The 17,917-nt window shown below is 70.7% G+C and carries 18 protein-coding genes; 9 read left to right on the plus strand and 9 right to left on the minus strand.

From position 1 onward, the window contains the following. Positions 1-177: 177 nt before the first annotated feature. Both G398_RS0113420 and G398_RS0113425 read left to right on the plus strand, forming a co-directional pair. Entirely contained in the window at positions 178-747 is a 570-nt protein-coding gene (locus tag G398_RS0113420) for a SanA/YdcF family protein (RefSeq protein ID WP_052571958.1), read from the plus strand. Continuing rightward, positions 744-1,886 (plus strand): thiolase family protein, encoded by a 1,143-nt coding sequence (locus G398_RS0113425; protein ID WP_026853979.1) that lies wholly within the window; start codon positions 744-746, stop codon positions 1,884-1,886. The genes G398_RS0113420 and G398_RS0113425 overlap by 4 nt, the downstream gene beginning before the upstream one ends. Here G398_RS0113425 and G398_RS18490 read toward each other — a convergent pair. Next, complete coding sequence (locus tag G398_RS18490) at positions 1,883-4,513, minus strand: AMP-binding protein (RefSeq protein WP_052571959.1); 2,631 nt, start codon at positions 4,511-4,513, stop codon at positions 1,883-1,885. The genes G398_RS0113425 and G398_RS18490 overlap by 4 nt on opposite strands. Before the next feature lie 128 nt (positions 4,514-4,641). Between G398_RS18490 and G398_RS0113435 the strand changes: the two genes are divergently transcribed. Continuing rightward, positions 4,642-5,373 (plus strand): ABC transporter ATP-binding protein, encoded by a 732-nt coding sequence (locus G398_RS0113435; RefSeq protein WP_026853980.1) that lies wholly within the window; start codon positions 4,642-4,644, stop codon positions 5,371-5,373. A gap of 44 nt (positions 5,374-5,417) precedes the next feature. Further along, entirely contained in the window at positions 5,418-6,086 is a 669-nt protein-coding gene (locus G398_RS18495) for a carbonic anhydrase (RefSeq protein ID WP_052571960.1), read from the plus strand. Here the strand turns inward: G398_RS18495 and era are convergent. From era to G398_RS18500, 4 genes are read right to left on the minus strand one after another with little or no spacing between them, the layout of a single operon-like run. Continuing rightward, the gene (gene era, locus G398_RS0113445) at positions 6,083-7,015 is read right to left on the minus strand and encodes a GTPase Era (RefSeq protein ID WP_052571961.1); all 933 of its coding nucleotides are present in this window, start codon (positions 7,013-7,015) and stop codon (positions 6,083-6,085) included. The genes G398_RS18495 and era overlap by 4 nt on opposite strands. Then, entirely contained in the window at positions 7,008-7,793 is a 786-nt protein-coding gene (gene lpxA, locus G398_RS0113450) for an acyl-ACP--UDP-N-acetylglucosamine O-acyltransferase (protein ID WP_026853982.1), read from the minus strand. Before lpxA ends, era begins: the two co-directional genes overlap by 8 nt. Continuing rightward, complete coding sequence (gene fabZ, locus G398_RS0113455) at positions 7,790-8,260, minus strand: 3-hydroxyacyl-ACP dehydratase FabZ (protein WP_026853983.1); 471 nt, start codon at positions 8,258-8,260, stop codon at positions 7,790-7,792. The genes lpxA and fabZ overlap by 4 nt, the downstream gene beginning before the upstream one ends. 49 nt (positions 8,261-8,309) lie before the next feature. Beyond that, complete coding sequence (locus G398_RS18500) at positions 8,310-10,013, minus strand: HD family phosphohydrolase (RefSeq protein ID WP_084512688.1); 1,704 nt, start codon at positions 10,011-10,013, stop codon at positions 8,310-8,312. An 88-nt stretch (positions 10,014-10,101) separates the two neighbouring features. On the opposite strand from G398_RS18500, the gene G398_RS0113465 reads away from it, so the two are divergent. From G398_RS0113465 to G398_RS0113475, 3 genes are read left to right on the plus strand one after another with little or no spacing between them, the layout of a single operon-like run. Further along, the gene (locus tag G398_RS0113465) at positions 10,102-11,274 is read left to right on the plus strand and encodes a class I SAM-dependent RNA methyltransferase (RefSeq protein WP_026853984.1); all 1,173 of its coding nucleotides are present in this window, start codon (positions 10,102-10,104) and stop codon (positions 11,272-11,274) included. Continuing rightward, the gene (speD, locus tag G398_RS18505) at positions 11,271-11,654 is read left to right on the plus strand and encodes an adenosylmethionine decarboxylase (protein WP_052571962.1); all 384 of its coding nucleotides are present in this window, start codon (positions 11,271-11,273) and stop codon (positions 11,652-11,654) included. The genes G398_RS0113465 and speD overlap by 4 nt, the downstream gene beginning before the upstream one ends. Continuing rightward, positions 11,651-12,031: a YbaN family protein gene (locus tag G398_RS0113475; RefSeq protein ID WP_052571963.1), complete on the plus strand. Its 381-nt coding sequence runs from the start codon at positions 11,651-11,653 to the stop codon at positions 12,029-12,031. Before speD ends, G398_RS0113475 begins: the two co-directional genes overlap by 4 nt. Before the next feature lie 166 nt (positions 12,032-12,197). On the opposite strand, the gene G398_RS18510 is transcribed toward G398_RS0113475, so the two are convergent. The 4 genes from G398_RS18510 to G398_RS19915 all read right to left on the minus strand — a co-directional run bounded on the left by G398_RS18510 (position 12,198) and on the right by G398_RS19915 (position 15,606). After that, positions 12,198-12,794 carry a methylated-DNA--[protein]-cysteine S-methyltransferase gene (locus tag G398_RS18510; protein ID WP_084512691.1) on the minus strand — a complete coding sequence of 199 codons (597 nt, stop codon included), beginning with the start codon at positions 12,792-12,794 and terminating at the stop codon, positions 12,198-12,200. Then, positions 12,791-14,203 carry a DNA-3-methyladenine glycosylase 2 gene (locus G398_RS0113485; protein WP_026853986.1) on the minus strand — a complete coding sequence of 471 codons (1,413 nt, stop codon included), beginning with the start codon at positions 14,201-14,203 and terminating at the stop codon, positions 12,791-12,793. Before G398_RS0113485 ends, G398_RS18510 begins: the two co-directional genes overlap by 4 nt. 383 nt (positions 14,204-14,586) lie before the next feature. Next, entirely contained in the window at positions 14,587-15,111 is a 525-nt protein-coding gene (locus tag G398_RS18515; protein WP_052571964.1) for a methylated-DNA--[protein]-cysteine S-methyltransferase, read from the minus strand. 30 nt (positions 15,112-15,141) lie between these two features. Continuing rightward, a complete protein-coding gene (locus G398_RS19915) occupies positions 15,142-15,606 on the minus strand; it encodes a methylated-DNA--[protein]-cysteine S-methyltransferase (protein ID WP_052571966.1) in 465 nt (154 codons plus the stop codon). 34 nt (positions 15,607-15,640) lie between these two features. Here G398_RS19915 and G398_RS19920 point away from each other — a divergent pair, with 34 nt between their 5' ends. Continuing rightward, a complete protein-coding gene (locus G398_RS19920; RefSeq protein WP_052571969.1) occupies positions 15,641-16,450 on the plus strand; it encodes a menaquinone biosynthetic enzyme MqnA/MqnD family protein in 810 nt (269 codons plus the stop codon). A gap of 40 nt (positions 16,451-16,490) precedes the next feature. Next, the gene (pepQ, locus tag G398_RS0113505) at positions 16,491-17,804 is read left to right on the plus strand and encodes a Xaa-Pro dipeptidase (RefSeq protein WP_026853987.1); all 1,314 of its coding nucleotides are present in this window, start codon (positions 16,491-16,493) and stop codon (positions 17,802-17,804) included. The last annotated feature ends 113 nt before the right edge of the window (positions 17,805-17,917 follow it).

The raw sequence follows: 17,917 nt of genomic DNA on the forward strand, positions 1-17,917 counted from the left end.
GCGTCTCATTCGGGCGGGAGGTCCATGGGGCTGGGGCGTACGGAAGGTCTATGCTAACTCACGATGCCGATCTCCGCCTTTCTTCATCGCTGCAGGCCGCACCGGCGGACCCTGATCCTGGCCCTGGCGCTTCCCCTCCTGGGAGATTTGCTTTGGACCCTGGGAAGGTTCCCGCACATGCACCACCAGCAAATCTACCGGGCCGAGGCGCTTCCGCCCGTGGGCGGCCCCGTGCTGGTGCTGGGGGCTGGCGTCTATGGGGACGGCGAGCCCACCGAGCTGCTCCAGGGGCGGCTCCGCACGGCCCTCAGCCTCTACCAGGCGGGCAAGGTCCGCTGGTTCCTGGTGTCCGGCGACAACCGCCACCCCTCCTACAATGAGCCCCAGGCCATGAGGCGCTGGCTGGTGAAGCAGGGCGTTCCACCCACCCACATCGTCAGCGACTACGCGGGGCTCCGCACCTGGGACAGCCTCAAGCGGGCCCAGGCTGTCTTCGGCCAACGGCAGGTGGTCATCGTCACCTCGGATTTCCACCTGCCGAGGGCCCTCTATGTCGCGGACCGCCTGGGCATCCAGGCCTGGGGCGTACCGGCCTCCACGGAGGACCGGCCCCCCGTGAACCGCATCCGGTACTGGGTCCGGGAGTACGTGGCCCGGCACCTGGCCCTCTGGGACGCCTGGTTCCCTCCGGACGTCCGGCTGGGGCCCCGGGAGCCGACCCCGGACGACTGGACCCCGGCTTCATGAAGGGCCCCAACGATCTGCTGATCCTCGCCGCGGGTCGTCTGCCGCAGGGTCGTTACGGCGGCAGCCTCGCCGGCCTGGGCGCCGTGAGCCTCGGCCGCTCCGCGGTGGAAGGCCTGCTGGCGGATGCAACCCTGCCCCGCCCCCGTAGCGTCCTGTGGGGCATGGCCCGCAGCCACACCCAGGGCATGAACCCGGCGCGCACCCTGGCCCTCGGGGCCGGACTCCCGGCGGACACTCCGGCGTTCACCGTCAACATGGCTTGCGGCTCCAGCCTCCAGGCCCTCATCCTCGCGGCCCAGCGGCTCCGGGACGGGGCGGAGGCGCCCATCTTGGCCGGCGGCAGCGAAGCCATGTCCGACACCCCCCACCTGGTGCCCGGTCTGCGTTGGGGCTTCCGCATGGGCCACCGCCAACTGCCGGACGTCATGCACCACGACGGCCTGCGCTGTCCTGTGACGGGCCTCCTCATGGGCGAGACCATCGAGCGGCTCGCGGCGAAGCGGGGCGTCACGCGACTGGAGGCCGACGCCTGGGCCGCGGAGAGCCACCGCCGTGCCGTGGCAGCGGACTTCGGGGCCGAGCTGCTGCCCTATCCCAGACTTGATCACGATGAATCCATCCGGCCGGGGATCACGGAGGAAGGCCTGGCGCGCCTGGCCCCTGTCTTCGACCCACAGGGCCAGGTCACAGCCGGGAACGCCTCGGCCCTTTCCGACGGGGCCGCGGCCATCCTCGTGGCCCGGCGGGACCAGGTTAGAGATGCCGTTCCCCTGGCCCGGATCCTGGGCTGGAGTGAAGCCGGCGTGGATCCCCTGGACATGGGCGAGGCCCCTGTCCCGGCCGTGCAGCGCCTCCTGGCGGCCCACGGGCTGGCGGTCACCGACATCGACCTCTGGGAGCTCAACGAGGCATTCTCGGCCCAGCTCCTGGTCTGCCAGCTGCAGCTGGATCTTCCCCCGGAGCGTCTCAATGTGGCCGGCGGCGGCGTGGCCCTGGGCCATCCCATCGGCGCCACCGGCGCCCGCATCGTGGCCACCCTCATCCACCAGCTGCGGCGCCGGGGCGGCGGGCTGGGCGTGGCCACCCTCGGCATCGGCGGAGGACTGGGACTGGCGGTGCTGCTGGAGGTGCCCGCCTAGGCCGAGGCCTCCTCCAGCAGGGCTTTCAGGGCCCGGTAGTCGGTCTTTCCCGTACCCAGGGTGGGGATCTGGTCGATGTGCCGGACCACCCGGATGTTGTGCAGAGAGGAGAGTCCCGCCGCACGGATGGCGGCATTCGCCTCCTCCCGCGCGATGTCCGACACGGAGAAGAGGATCAGATCCGGGTTGAGATCCTCATTGGTGGCCTCCACCGCCAGGAGGGGCTCGACCTCGTCTTCGCCCTGGAAACGGCGGGAGAGGGCCTCCTCGATGGCCGGCAGAGACACCATCTCGCCGCCCAGCTTCACGAAGCGCTTGAGGCGGCCGGAAAACACCAGGACGCCCCGGTCCTGGAACACCAGGTCCCCCGTGCGGTACCAGGAACGGCCTTCGAAGGTCTCGAAGGGCGATTCCACGTCCGGGTTGAGGTAGCCGGAGAAGATGCTGGGGCCCCGCACCAGAAGCATGCCGGGCTGGCCGGGCTGCACCCGCCGGCCCGTGTCCAGGTCCACGATGGCCCACTCGACGGAAACCAGGGGCTTGCCGATGCTGCCCATGCGGACATCCCCTTCCCGGTTCACCGAGACCACCGGCGAGCACTCGGTGATGCCGTAGCCTTCCAGCACGGCGATCCGGGGCCAGCGCCGGGCCAGGGTGGCGTAGACCTGCTCCGGGCACTTCTCCGCTCCGGAGACCACGATCCGCAGGGACTCCAGGTGGCGGTCCTCCGCGGTCCGCAGGATGCCCGCCAGGAAGGTGGGCGTGCCCACCAGCAGCGTGGCCTGATAGGCCCCGATGAGGCGGGCCAGCATCCGGCCCTCGGTGGGGTTGGGATGGTAGACCACCCGCAGCCCGAGCAGCAGCGGGAGGATGGTGGTGGTGGTGAGGCCGAAGGCGTGGAAGGGCGGCAGGCAGCCCATGACCCGCTCATCCTCGCGGAAGCGGATGGCCTGGGTGATATCGCGGATGTTGGCGAGGATGTTCCCGTGGCTCAGCGGCACAGCCTTGGGGTAGCTCTCGCTGCCGCTGGTGAAGAGCACCGCGGCGGTGGCCGGGGCTGCGGAGGCGTCGAGGGAGGTCCAGCCCAGACGGGCCCGCAGGGCGGCGGACAGCTTGGTGGCCAGCGTGATCCGCTTGCCCACCACGTCCAGCAGCACCAGGCGGTCCTTCACGGCGGACAGGTCCACGCTCTGGGCCTCGAGCCGGCTGATCAGGGTGGACACGCTGACCACCTGCTTCACGCCCACCAGGTCCAGGCCGTAGGCCATGCTCCGGGCCCCGGAGGTCCAGTTCACCAGCACGGGGGTCTTGCCCGCGAACAGCAGAGCCAGATAGAGGATGCTGGCGCCCCCGGAGGCCGGGAGCATGAGGCCCACGTGGGTGCCCTCCAGCTCCTCGAAGATGGGCTTCAGCACGAGGATCGCCGTGAGGATGTCCCGGTAGGTCTTCACGCCGCCGAGCTGGTCGGCGATGACCACGCGACCCGGGTCGCGGCGCGCCTGCCGGAGGAACACCTCCGGGATGCTGTCGCCCTCGGGCATCTCGATGGGCAGGTCCGTGCGGGTATGGAACCACGCGTGGGGCACGGCCTTGAGCTCGCCCTGACGCAGGGAGACCGCTGCGCCCGTGGCCGCCAGCGCCACGTCGCCCACGGTCTGGAGGGAGGCCGGATCACTGCACCGGTACCCGTAGGCCCGCTCGATCCAGATCTCCAGCTCCCGGTGCCCCAGGACATCGAGGCCCAGGTCCTTCACGAGGTCCTGGTAGTCCTGGAGGTCGCCGCGGCCTGTCACCGTCTGCAGGTGACGGCGCACGGCGTCCCGCACCTGGGGCGGCACGCTGCGCGGGTTGCCCTCCACCATGGGCCGAGGCGGCTCCGGGAGGGTGCGGGGCGCGTGGTCCTTCCAGACCAGGTAGGGCACGAAGGTCCGCGGCGTGGCGCCTTCGTTCAGCCGGGTCTCCAAGGCCCGGTTCACGGCCTGGCGGCCCTCCGCCACGGGTAAGTCCCGGATCTCCTCGAAGGCCACCTGGACATCCCGCCGGGGCATGAAGAACAGCCCGTTGGCCAGCAGGTAGCCCAGACTCTTCAACAGCTCAAGCCCGATGGAGGGCCGGCACCCGGAGGCCGCACTGAAGCGGCTGCCCCAGAGCCCCTGGAGACGCACCACCACGACCCGAGTTCCGGGCGCCTGACGGAGGATCGAGGCCACGGCGCTGTTGTCCGAGAGATCCTGGGTCTTCTGCCGGGCCAGCCGGGCGCCCGGGAACATGAGGAGGTTGCGGCCTGCGGCCAGATCCTCGGCCAGGGCTGTCAGGCGCTGGTCCAGGAGGGCGCGGGCGCGGTCGCCGGCATCCACGGGATCCGGTAGCGGCCAGGCCCCCAGGGCCCGGGCCAGCCAGCGCAGGGGGGCCGAGGCGGCATGGTCCCGCCCCACCACCAAAATCGGGGCATAACTGGGGTGCAGTTCGGCCCCCAGCAGGAATGGATCCACCAGCGTCGGGTGGGAGGCCAGGAAGAGGATCCCCGGCTTCCCTGGGGCGGGAACGGCGTCCAGACCCTCCGCATGGATTCGGTAGCGCAGCCGCAACAGCGGCCGACCCAGGGCTCGGATCAGGGAATCAATCATCGCGGAGAACCTAACGGCGGAATGCAGGACGGATCCAGGATTGTAGCGGGAATCCGCCGCTGGCCCTAAACCCGCCCCAGACGTTCTGCGAAGATGGACCAGGGCCCCGCCGGCCCTTCGAGGATCCCATGACCGACGCCCCTCTGATCCGGCTCACCGACATCACCAAGGTCTACCAAATGGGCGACATGGAAGTGCGGGCCCTGGACGGCGTGTCCATGGAGATCCACCGCGGGGAGTACGTGGCCATCATGGGACCCTCCGGCTCCGGCAAGTCCACCATGATGAATGTCATCGGCTGCCTGGACACCCCCACCACCGGCGCCTATGAGCTGAATGGTAAGCTGGCCTCGTCCATGAGCGATGACGAGCTGGCCCAGATCCGTAATGAGGAGATCGGCTTCGTCTTCCAGACCTTCAACCTGCTGGCCCGGACCACCTCGCTCCAGAACGTGGAGCTCCCGCTGATCTACGCCGGTAAGTCGCCCGCCGAGCGGCACCAGATGGCCCTGAAGGCCCTGGAGAACGTCGGCCTGGGCACCCGCAGCGACCACATGCCCAACCAGCTCTCCGGTGGCCAGCGCCAGCGCGTGGCCATCGCCCGGGCCCTGGTGAACGACCCTTCGATCCTGCTGGCGGACGAGCCCACCGGCGCCCTGGACTCCAAGACCAGCGTGGAGATCATGGCCCTTTTCGAGGACCTGTACCAGAAGGGCAACACCATCATCCTCGTCACCCACGAGGAGGACATCGCCCGGCACGCCCACCGCATCGTGAAGCTGCGCGACGGCAAGATCATCCACGACGAGCCCAACACGCCCATCTCCTCCGAAGAGCATCTGGCGCACCTGAACCTCTGAGCGGGCCCATGCCCCCGGGACCTGACCTCCGGTAGACTGGAGACATGCAGAAGCTCGTCCACGGCATCCACCAGTTCCAGACCCAGATCTTCAGCTCCCACAAGAACCTCTTCGAACGCCTCGGCCGGGACCAGGCGCCGGAGACGCTCTTCATCACCTGCTCGGACTCGCGCATCAGCCCGAACCTGATCACCCAGACCCAACCCGGCGAGCTGTTCATTCTGCGCAACGTGGGGAACCTCGTGCCCCCCTACGAGAGCCTGGGCAGCACCTCGGCCGGCATCGAGTTCGCCGTCTCGGCCCTCCAGGTGAAGGACATCATCGTCTGCGGCCACTCCAACTGCGGCGCCATGAAGGCCCTCCTGGAGCCGGAGCAGCTCGGCGAGCTCCCGGCCACCAAGGCCTGGCTGGCCCACGCCCGCAAGACCGAGCGGATCATGTGGGAGAGCTACGGCCACCTCAAGGGGAACGAACTCCTCCACGCCACCGTGGAGGAGAACGTCCTCGTCCAGCTGGAGACCCTGCGAGCCCACCCATCGGTGGCCAAGGCCGTGGCCGGCGGCCGCCTGCACCTGCACGCCTGGGTCTACAAGATCGAGACCGGCGAGGTATTCGCCTTCGACCCGGATCGCGGCCAGTACACCTCGGTCACGGGCACGGCGGGCCTGGCGCCCCTCGATACCGAGCACCGCGCTACGGACTTGTCGATTTAAAGATCCAGCCGATCCAGCCGGTCGGGCCGGTCCCGCCAGCCCTCGTCCACCTTCACGAACAGCTCCAGGCGCACGGGCCGCTGGAGCAGCTTCTTCAGCTCGCGCTGGGCGCTCTGGCGGATGTCCTTGATCATCTCCCCCTGGCTGCCCAGCAGGATCTTGCGGTGGCCGTCCCGGTCCACCAGGATGCGGGCCGCGATGAACACGCCATCGGGGTCCATGTCCTCGGGATAGTCGTCGTGGCCCGGCTCGATCCAGCGCTCGATGACCACCGCCACGCCGTGGGGGACTTCCTCCCGGGTCTTGCGGAGCACCTTCTCCCGGATGAACTCCGCCGCCAGGGAGCGCTCGGTCTGGTCCGTGAAGGTCTCCTCGTCGTGCAGCCAGCCGGGCTGAGCGGCATCGCGCTCCAGCAGGGCCCACAGGGGATCCAGGTTCAGACCCATCTTGGCGCCGATGGGGACGATCTCCCTGAAGGGGAGCAGGTCCTTGTAGGTGGCCACCTTCTCCAGGAGCCGGCCCTTGGAGAGCAGATCGATCTTGTTCAGCAGCAGGTAGGTGGGGCGGCCGAGCTTGCGCAGGCGCTTGGCCAGAGCATGCTCCCCGGTTCCCAGGTAGTCGTCCGCGTCCACCATCCACAGGAGGAGGTCGGCTTCCTCGAGCGCCTGCTCCACATGGGCCATCATGCGCTCGTTGAGGGCGTGCTTGGGCAGGTGGATGCCGGGAGTGTCCAGGAAGGCCAGCTGCACATCGCCCCGGTTCACCACGCCCAGCACCCGGGTGCGGGTGGTCTGGGGGATCTGGCTGGTGGCGGCGAGCTTCTGGCCCAGCAGGGCGTTCAGCAGGGTGGACTTGCCCGCGTTGGGAAGGCCGATGATGGCGATGGTCGCGTGGCGCCGCTGCGGACCCGTGGCGGGCTGCTCAGCCACGGTGGACGCCCCGCTTGGCCTCGCGGATGAACCTCAGCAGGTAGGCCACCTCGGCCACGTGCCCCACTTCCTTCTCGGTCTGGGCCATGGCCTCCTCGCGGAGCAGGCCCGCGTGGAAGAGCAGGCGGTGGGCCTTCTTCAGGGCCTCCACGACCTCCACGGGGAACCCCTTGCGCTGCAAGCCGATGGTGTTCACGCCGTAGCTCTTGGTATCGCGGGCGCCGGCGGTCTTCATGAAGGGCAGCACGTCCTGGGTGGCCACGGTGAAGCCGCCCATGAAGGCGTGGTCGCCCACCCGGCAGAACTGGTGCACGGCGGAGAAGGCGCCGATGTTGCAGCCATCGCCCACATGGACGTGCCCGGCCAGGGTGGCGCAGTTGGCGAAGATGTTCTTGTTCCCCACGTGGCAGTCATGGGCGATGTGGGAACCGGTCATCAGGAAGTTGTCGTCGCCCAGGGTCGTGAGCCCGCCGCCGCCCTCGGTGCCGCGGTGGAGGGTGGAGCCCTCCCGGATCACGTTGCGGTTCCCGACCACCAGCCGGGTGGGCGCGCCCTTGAACTTGAGGTCCTGTGGGCCCATGCCCAGGGTGGCGTGGGGGTAGATGTCGTTGTCCTCGCCGAGCTCGGTGTGGGGGCCGATGACGACGTGGCTGCGCAGCAGGGTGCGGGCGCCGATGACCGCGTTGCCTTCGATGACGCAGAAGGGGCCCACGACCACGCCCTCGCCCAGCCGGGCCTCCGGGCTCACCACGCTGCTCGGATGGATCTGCGCGCTCATCGTCCCTCTCCCTCGGCCAGGTCCATCAGCATGGACATGAATTCGGCTTCCGCGACCTTCTGGCCGTCCACGAAGGCCTCGCCCCGCATCTTGCAGATCCGGCCCTTGAGCTGGACCACCTTGACTTCCATCACCAGCTGGTCGCCGGGCAGCACGGGCTTGCGGAACTTGGCCCCGTCGATGCCCATGAAGTAGATCACCTTGCGGGCGCGGTCCTCGATGTCCTGGAGCAGCAGGCAGCCGCCGGTCTGGGCCATGGCCTCCAGGACGTAGACGCCCGGGAACACCGGCCGGCTCGGGAAGTGGCCCTGGAAGATCTGCTCGTTGTAGCTGATGTTCTTGAGGCCGCGAATCCACTGCCCGGGCTCGAAATCCAGGACGCGGTCCACCAGGAGGATCGGGTACCGGTGGGGCAGCAGGTCCAGGATTCCCTGCAGGTCGATGGTTCGGGGCTCGCGTTCCGACATGGGCACTCCAATCCCCTAGATTACAGGTTCTCCCGGCCTTCCTCCACCCTCAGCTCCGCCGGGCCGTCCGCTCGAAGACCCTGGCTTCGATGAAGAGATCCAGCAGGGCCCGGTCCAGGGCCCCCTCCCGGGCCTCGTCCTCGAGAATGGCCAGGCTCCGCTCCACGGGCACGGCGCCCTTGTAGGGCCGGTCCTGGGCCGTGAGGGCATCGTAGACGTCCGCGATGGCCATGGCCCGGCTCTGGACCGGAATCTCCCGCTCCGACAGCTTCCGGGGATAGCCCCTGCCGGTGAGGCGCTCGTGATGGGCGTAGGCGATGTCGGGGATGCCCGCCAGGTCCCGGGTCCAGGGGATGCGCTCCAGGAAGCGGAAGGTGTGGGTGACGTGGCTCTCGATCTCGAGCCGTTCCGTCTCCGACAGGCTGCCCTTGCGGATCCGCAGGCTGGCCAGGTCGGCGGGCTCCAGGAGGGACCGCCGCTCGCCGCTCCAGTGGGTGAAGGTGAGGCCTTCCAGCAGCCCCAGCCCTTCCGCCACTTCCTGGGCCATCACCGTCGGTTCGTTGCTCTGCCGCACCAGATGGATGAGCCGCTCCGATTCGGCCCTGCGGTCCCGGCTGGCGCGCTCCCACAGCTCGGGGTCCCCCCCGCCCTTCCAGGCCTGCGCGAGGGCCTCCAGGGCCTCCTCCAGCTCCAGCTGGCGCAGGCGCTGGAGGATGAGCTCCAGCTGGCCCGGATCCAGCTTCTTGGCCTTCACCAGCACCTGCTCGCGGACGCCCACCTTGCCGAAGTCGTGCAGCAGGCTGGCGTAGCGCAGCTCCCGCAGCTGGCGCTCGCTGAAGGAGAGGCTGCCGTAGGCGCCGTTGGGCGTGGCGTTGACGGCCTCCGCAAGCCCCACGGTGAGGTCCGCCACCCGGCCCGAGTGGCCGCTGGTGACGGGATCCCGGGCCTCGATGGCCGTGACCGAGGCCGCCACGAAGCCCTCGAAGAGCCGCTCGATCTCCTCCCGCAGCTGGGCGTTCCGCACGGCCACCGCGGCCTGGCCCGCCAGGCTCTGGGCCAGGCGCTGGTCTGCCCCGGAGAAGGCCACCGTGCCTCCCTCCTCGTCCAGGCGGTTGAGGAGCTGCAGGACGCCCAGGACCTGCCCTTCCGTGTCGAGCATGGGCACCACCAGGACGGATTGGGTGTGGTACCCGGCCTGGCGGTCGAAGCTGTCGTTGAAGCGGTAGGGCGCCTCCGCGGGGATGCGGTAGACGTCCGGCAGGTTCAGGCTCTCCTTGCTGAGCGCCACGTAGCCCGCCAGGGCCTCGCGCGAGATGGGCATGGCGACGCGCGCGAAGGGCAGGCTCACCCGGGCGTTCTGGGTGTGGGCGAAGAGCAGCTCGGGGCGGTCCTCGTCCCCCGTGAGCAGGTAGATGGACCCCGCCTCGGCCGTCAGCAGCTCCCGAGCCTTGCTGAGGATCAGGTCCAGCAGGCGGTCCAGGTTCTGCTCCGAGGCCAGGGCCCGGCCCACCTCGTGGAGCCGCTCCATGTCCCGGCGGTCCTGCAGGCGCGCCCAGGCCGCCCGCACCAGGGCCTCCGCCGCCTCCAGGCCGGGCCAGGCCTCGCAGTCCGCGAAGGTGCCGTCGCCCGGCAAGCCCAGCACCACGTCCGCTGTGCCGCCCTCGGTGAAGACCATGGAGCGGCGCATCTCCCCGGCCACGCGGTCCAGGAGGATGCTACGGTGCTCAGGGGGGACGGCGACAGTGAATCGCAAGGCGGAACCAGACTCCAGGAAGAGGACGACGAAAGTCCCGCCAGCATATCGGAATTCCCCGGCCCCCACCGCGACCTGGCAGGGCCCCGTGGACCGCTTGGCCTGGGGCGGCCGGGGCGTGGCCCACGAGGCCAACGGACGCCTCCTGCTGCTGGAGGCGCCTCTGGCCCTCTTCCCCGGCGAGGTGGTGGAGGCCAAGGTGGTGTGGAAGGCCCGCCACGGCGAGGGCCGCGTCACCCGCTGGCTCACCCGGGATCCCCGCCGGACCGCGGCCGAGTGCCCCGTGGCCGGGACCTGCGGCGGCTGCGAGCTGTGGGAGGCGGGCCGCCACGCGCCGGACCTGAAGCGGCAGATGGTGGCCGACCTCCTCCGCCGCCAGCTGGGTGAGGCGGTGCCCTGGGACTGGCATCCCGCTCCCAGTGACGCGCGCCGCCACCGCATCCAGCTCCACTGGGACGGCTCGGCCCTGGGCTACTTCCGCCGCCACAGCCACGCCCTCGTGCCCGTAGCTACCTGCCCCGCCGCGGCGGAGCCCCTGTCCCTGGCCATCCCGCGGCTCCAGGAGGCCCTGGCCGCCCGCATCCTCCCCACCCGTCCAGGCCGCTGGGAGCTCTCCACGGGCACGCCGGCGGAGGAGGTCCTGGCCACGGACGAGCGTGGCCGCACCTGGCGCCTGGAGCCCGATGGCTGGCACCGCAGCGACGCCCCCCTCGCCCAGCGCCTGGGCGGTCTCACGCTCCGGCACGAGCCCGGCGCCTTCTTCCAGGTGAGCCCGCCCTGGGCCGCCCAGGCCTTCCGGGAGCTGCTCGAATCCTGGGACGTGAAGGGGCGGACGCTCTACGACCTCTACGGCGGCGTGGGCCTCTTCTCCGCCCTGCTGGGCAAGCGCTTCGACCGTCGTGTGCTGGTGGAGTCCGGCGAGGCGGCCGTGGCCTGGGCCCGGCGCAACCTGGAGGCCCTGGGCCTGCCCTCGGATTGCCAGGTGGGAGATGTGGGAGCCTGGGTGCCCGAGGGCCTCGGCGAGCCGGGCGACGTGGTCCTGCTGGACCCGCCCCGGGCCGGGCTGGAGCCAGCCCTGGCGGAGCGCCTCTGCGCCGCGCGCGCTTCGACGCTGGTGCTGGTGGGCTGCGACGGCGCGGCCTTCTGCCGGGACCTCAAGCGGCTGGGGCCCGCCTGGGACCTCGAGAAGCTGGCGGTGCTGGACCTCTTCCCCCTCACCAGCCACGTGGAGTGCGTGGCCCTGCTGGCGAGGCGGCCGTGAGCGCCCCTACGAGCACCCCGGGGAGCGCCCTCGGCCGCCACCTCCTGGTGGAGTTCACGGGCTGCGACGCCGCGGTCCTCGCGGACCTGGACCGCGTCACTGCGGCCATGCTGGAAGCGGCCCGCGCCTCCGGCGCCACCATCGTCACCCACAGCTTCCACCACTTCAGCCCCCACGGCGTGAGCGGGGCCGTCATCATCGCCGAGAGCCACCTGGCCATCCACACCTGGCCCGAGCACGGCTTCGCCGCCGTGGACTACTTCTCCTGCGGGGCCGTGGAGACCGCGAGGGCCGTGGCGTTCCTGGGGGCCGCCTTCGGGGCCGCCTCGACGGAGACCCTGTGCCTCACCCGCGGCCCCCTGGGCCGCCTGGACGGATGAACCCGGGGCCCGCCCGCCCCTGGCTCCATCCGCTCCTCGTGGCCGGAGGCCTGCTCTGCCTGGGGCTGGCGGTCCTGGGCCTGTTCCTGCCCCTGCTGCCCGCGACCCCCTTCCTCCTGCTGGCCGCCGCCTGCTTCGCCCGGTCCTCCGAGCGGCTGCATGGCTGGATGCTCAGGCACCCCCGCATCGGCCCGCTGCTCCGGGACTGGGAGACCCGCCGCGCCATCCGGCCCGGCGCCAAGCGGGCCGCCACGGCGGCCATCCTGGCCAGCGGCCTCCTGACCTACGGCCTCGCCCGTCCATCGCCGGTGGTCCAGGTGGGCCTGGCCCTGTGCCTCGGCGGGGTGCTCGCCTTCATCTGGACCCGGCCGGACTAAGAGGTCGTATCATCACCCCCACGTGGCCGCGCGAGGGAACCGGGCGAGCGAGGCGAGGAAAGCGAGGAGAAGCGTAGCGGGCACTACGCGCGACGAGCTTGACGCGGCATCGCGACGCCCGGTGCCCTCGCCCGGAGGGATGAAGCCAGGCGGGCGCCCCACGGCGTCACCGCCCTTGAACGATATCCCGCATCGCCCTGCGGGCGCTTCCTTTCGGTGCATCCCGCCTGGCTTCATCGCGGCCCCGTCGGGGTGTTGATACGACCTCTAAGGCTCCTTCAAGGTCCAGCAGGCGGGCCTTCATGGCCAGGCCGCCCGCGTAGCCGGTGAGGCTGCCGTCCGCCCCGATCACGCGGTGGCAGGGCACGAGGATGGAGATGGGGTTGGCGCCGTTGGCGCGGCCCACGGCCCGGCTGAGGTTCGGATCGCCCAGGTCCGCGGCCAGCTGGCCGTAGCTGCGGGTCTCACCGAAGGGGATGCGCTGGAGCCCCGCCCAGACCCGCTGCTCGAAGGGGCTGCCGTGGAGGCGGAAGGGCACGTCGAAGGCGGTCCGCCGCCCCGCGGCGTAGGCGTCCAGCTGATCACGGAGGCGGGCCACAGCCCCGCCCGCCGGGTCCGCCACGGGGCCCAGCCGGGCCACCTTCGCCAGCAGGGGCTCTCGGAACTCGTGGTCCGCGAAGCCCAGGTAGATGACCGAACCCCGGCCGTCGAAGGCCGCCAGGATGGGGCCGAGGGAAGTGTCGAGGCGATGGAAACCCGTCATGCGGGCACTCCTTTCAGGCTGGCCCAGAGGTGGAAGGTGGCGAGGCTGCGGTGGGGCGCGAAGGGGGCCATCAGGCGCAGGGTGGCCGGCCCATCGGGACGATCCTCGAGCTTGAACCAGCGCTGGAGCGCCAGGGTGAGGGCCGCGTCGCCCACGGGCACGCAGTCCCGGAAGCCCAGGCCGCGCATCAGCACGTACTGCGCCGTCCAGGGACCGCAGCCCCGCAGAGACAGGAGGGCCTTCTCCGCCGCCGTGGCTGTGAGCAGGCCCTCCAGCGCCGGGCGGCCCTGGGCCACCTGGGCGGCCGCATTCAGGAGGTACTCGGCCTTGCGCCGCGAGAAGCGCAGGGCCGTCAGGTCCGCAGGATCCAGCGTCGCGAGGCGCGGAGCCTCCGGGTGGGCGATGAGGTCCCCCACGGGGGTTCCCGCCAGGCGGATCAGGTCCCGCCGCAGGGCGTAGGCGAAGGCCAGGTTCACCTGCTGGCCCAGGATGGCCCAGACCAGGGCCTCGAAGGGATCCAGGGTGAGGGGCACCCTCAGGCCCTCGCGGCCCCGGGCCAGCCGGGGCTGAGCCGCCTCGAAGGGGGCCGGATCCCCATGCCAGCCCAGCAGCCTCAGGGCCGCCCGGTGGGCCTCCACCATGGCGCGGGGTCCGGCGGCCCCCTCGAGGGTGGCGGTGACGGCCGAGGGGCCGAAGGCCAGGTGGAGGATTCCGGGCTTCCCATCGAAGTGGGCGGCCTTGCGGAGGGCGTCCCCCCGCACCCGCTCGGACACGCTTTCGGGATCCCGGCCGTGGAACCGGAGCAGGTCGCCGAGCCGGGTGCCCTCGGGCAGCGGCAGCGTGAAACGGTCCGAACTCAGCAGATCCCGGTAGGCGCCGGGGGCCAGGCCCGTCTGCCGGCGGAAGGCCTCATGGAAGCCGGAGGGGCTCTCGAAGCCCACGGCGGCGCCCAGGTCGAGCAGGGGGGAGGCGCTTGCGGCCAGCCGGGCGCAGGCGGCCTGGATGCGGGCCCGCTGGAGGAAGGCCGCGGGCTGGGTGTGGGCGTGGTCCCGGAACAGGGCCTTCAGCTTGGTGAGGCCCACCCCGGCCACCTCCGCCAGGGCCTCCGCCTCGGGGAAGGCCGCGGGATCCGCCAGGGCCCGGGCCATGGCCTCCTCCAGCCGGGCCAGGTCCGCATCCTCGCCCCGGTAGAAAGCGTCAGGGCGGCAGCGTTTGCACGGCCTCAGGCCCGCGGCCTGCGCCGCGGACTCGTCCGGGAAGAACCGCACGTTACGGGCCAGGGGCTTCCGCGCCGGGCAGGACGGCAGGCAGTAGATCCCGGTGGTGAGGACACCCGTGAGCACCCGCCCGTCGAAGGAGGCGTCCTTCGCCAGGATCCGTTCGTAGAGGTGCTCATCCGACCAGCGCATGGCTCCATGCTAGGAGCCCTCCGCGCGGGAAATCCTCCGATGGGCGGCGCCGGAATTTTTCCTCCCACCCGGTGGCCGGTGGGCTTCAGGTTGGTCATGGACCTCAACAGCCTCCGCGAAGGACACGAAGGAGCAAGTGAAGGCCACGAAGGCAGGCCCCAGCATCCTGCCAAAGACATCCGGGCCTTCGGCCCCCGGGCGCGCCGCGCCCGGCTTTGTGGGCGGCGGCACAGTGCGGCTTCCAGGAGCCGCCGTGGCCGCCGCCCGCAAAGGGATGTTGCGGTGGGTCGAAACCCATTCGTGGCCTTTTCGCGCCTGGAAGGGCGCATTCGTGCTCTTCGTGGTGATCTTTCCGGGCCGGGGTCCGCCGGTAACGAGGTCGCCTATTCCCATTCCAGCGGCAGCCTCGGCTGGGGCGGGGCCTTGGGCAGCACGCCCTCGAGGCGCAGGAGGAACTCCTTCATGTCCAGGCCCCCGGCGTAGCCCACCAGCGAACCATCGGAGCCGATGACGCGGTGGCAGGGGATGAGGATGGAGATGGGGTTGGCCCCGCTGGCCCGGGCCGCGGCCCGGATGCACTTCTCGTCGCCCAGGCGCCGGGCCAGCTCCAGGTAGGAAATGGCCTGGCCGTAGGGGATCTTCTGCAGTTCCTTCCAGACCCGCGCCTGGAACTCGGTGCCTTCCGCATGCATGGGGATGTTGAAGTCCCGGAGGTTCCCCGAGAAGTAGGCCTCCAGCTGCCGCTTCAGGAAGGGCAGGCTCCTGGGTGGGGGGCCGGCGGGCACCGGAGGCGGCTGGCCGTGCAGCCGCACCAGGTGGGACAGGCGCCCCTCGCCGTCGAAGGCCGCGCCCAGGTCCCCCAGCGGGGTGGGCAGCAGGTGGAAGGGCCCGTTCATGGGCACCAGCATGCCAGAATCACGGTTTTTTGTTGCGTCGGATCAGGGCCGCCGCCAGCCCATGCCCGACTCCAGCTCCCGCAGGGCCTTGGGGAGAGGGCCCTCCCCGGGCAGGACCACCCGGTGCGAGGGCACCAGCACCACGATGGGGTTCGCCGCGCAGGCCATGACGATGAGGTCCTCGTCCACCCCCAGCCAGGCGGCCAGATCCGCCGGACGCCGGGACTGCCCGTAGGGGACGGTCCGCACCGTGTCCCAGATCCGCAGCTGCATGGGCGAACCCTGGGGATCCACGGGCACCGTGAAGGTGCGCAGCGTGCCCGCCAGGTAGGCGTCCAGCTGGCGGTCCAGGTAGCGCTTGGCCTCGCGCTGCTCCTTGGGCGGCAGGGGGCTGGTCTTGCGCGGATCGAGACCCTCCACGGCCAGCTCCCGCAGGCGTCCGCGGCAGTCGAAGGCTGCCCGCATCGCGCCCATCAGGGTGTTCAGCTCGTAGTGCCAGAGGACCATCAGGGAATCATCGCAGGGTCGTTAGACTGTTTCCATGGCCAGTGAACCTTTCCGCCTCTCCATCATCGACTACCTGAACGCCGCACCCCTGAACCACGGATTCAAGCACGGACTGGGCTGGGAGCACTTCCACCTCAAGTTCCACTTCCCCTCGGCCTGCGCGGACCGCCTCCGGTCCGGCGATGTGGACGCCGGCATCGTCAGCTCCATCGAGTACCTCCGGATCCCCGACCTGCTCATCGTCCCGGGCCTCTGCATCGCCTCGCCGAAGCGGGTGCGCAGCGTGGTGATCCTCTCCAAGGTGCCCCCCGAGCAGATCCGGACACTGGCCCTGGACACCTCCAGCCGCACCAGCGTGGTGCTGGGCCAGCTCATCCTCCGGGAGCGCTACGGCGTGAGCCCCGAGATCACGGACATGGGACCGGACCTGCCGGCCATGCTGGAGGCCCACGACGCCGCCATCATGATCGGCGACTCGGCCATGCGGGCGCCCAAGCAGGGGCTCTTCGTGCTGGACCTGGCCGAGGAGTGGCACGCCTGGACGGGCCTGCCCTTCGTCTTCGCCCTGTGGCTGGTCCGGAAGAACGCCCCCCAGCTGCCGGTGCCCGGCGGCGTGGCCTCCTTCTTCCACAAGAGCTACGAGATCGGCCGCTCCCAGCTGCCGGCCATCATCGAGGAGGCCCGGCGCAGCATCGGCTGGACCAAGATCGAGCTGCACGAGTACCTTACCGAGAACATCAGCTACACCCTGGGCGAAGCCGAGCGCGAGAGCCTCGCCCTCTTCTACGAAAAGGCCGTGCGGCACGGCTTCGCCCCTGAGGAAAAACCGCTCCGTTTCCTATGAGCGGACGCCCCTGCCCCCCGACCCCCCACCTGGACGCCCCATGACCGACCTCGCCCCCCTCTTCCACGCCCACATCGCCGAGCGCCAGCGCACCACGGCCGAAGCCCTGGCCGAAACCGGCTTCGACGCCCTGGTGATCTCCAGCGGGAAGGTCTACACCCATTTCGCCGACGACCAGGACGCCCCCTTCCATCCCATCCCCCACTTCGCCCACTGGTGCCCCATGGCGGGCCCCCACCACGCCCTGGTGGTGCGGCCCGGCCAGCGCCCGCGCCTCATCCGCTACGCCCCCGAGGACTTCTGGTACGAGCAGCTGCCCCTGGGGAACCCTTTCTGGGCCGCCGAGTTCGACCTCGAGGAGGTGGGGACCGTCGAGGAGGTCTGGAAGCGGGTGGGCACCCTGGAGCGGGCGGCCTACCTCGGCAACGAAACGGACCAGGCGGGAGCCGCGGACCTGGAGCTGAACCCCGCGGGGCTCACGGCCCGGCTGGACTGGCACCGCACGAACAAGTCCGCCTATGAAGTGCAGTGCATCGAGGAGGCCACGGTGCTGGCCGCCCGGGGTCACCTGGCGGCCCGGGCCGCCTTCCTGGCGGGGGCCAGCGAGCTCGAGATCCACTACGCCTACATCCAGGCCATGGGCATCGTGGATCACGAGATGCCCTACGGCAGCATCGTGGCCCTCAACGAGAAGGGCGCCATCCTCCACTACGAGCACAAGCGCCCCGCCGTCAGGAACGGCTCCGTCATGCTCATCGACGCGGGCGCCCAGATCCGCGGCTACGCCTCCGACATCACCCGCACCGTGGCCGCGCCCCACTGCGACAGCCGCTTCGCCGACCTGGTGGACGGCATGGTGAAGCTCGAGCTCGGGCTCTGCGACGCCGTGAAGCCCGGCATGCCCTACGGAGACTTCCATCACCTGGGGCACCTGGCCATCGCAGGCCTCCTGAAGGAGCACGGCATCCTGAAGGCTGGCCCCGAAGAGGCGGTGGAGAAGGGCCTGAGCCGCCCCTTCTTCCCCCACGGCCTGGGCCACCACCTGGGCATCCAGGTGCATGACGTGGCCGGCCGCCAGGGCGCCCCCGACGGCACCCTGGCCCCCCCGCCGGCCCAGCATCCGACGCTTCGCACCACCCGCATCATCGAGGCCGGCCAGGTGTTCACCGTGGAGCCGGGCCTCTACTTCATCCCCATGCTCCTTCGCCCCTTCCGGGAGAACGAGCACCAGGCGAAGTTCGACTGGAAGCTCATCGACGAGCTCACCCCCTGCGGCGGCATCCGGATCGAGGACAACCTGCTGGTGACCGCCGGCGGGCACCGCAACCTCACCCGGCCGCACCTGCCCAACTGAGGACCTGGCAGACCCCAGATGCATCTTGTGAGGTGCCGAGTCTTCGGGTCTGATGGGGGGGAACCTCCCTCTGTTCCCCCCCGACCAGCCCCCCGGCTGCTACCCAGGAGCAT

It is taken from the genome of Geothrix fermentans DSM 14018, from assembly GCF_000428885.1.
Classification (GTDB): Bacteria; Acidobacteriota; Holophagae; order Holophagales; family Holophagaceae; genus Geothrix; species Geothrix fermentans.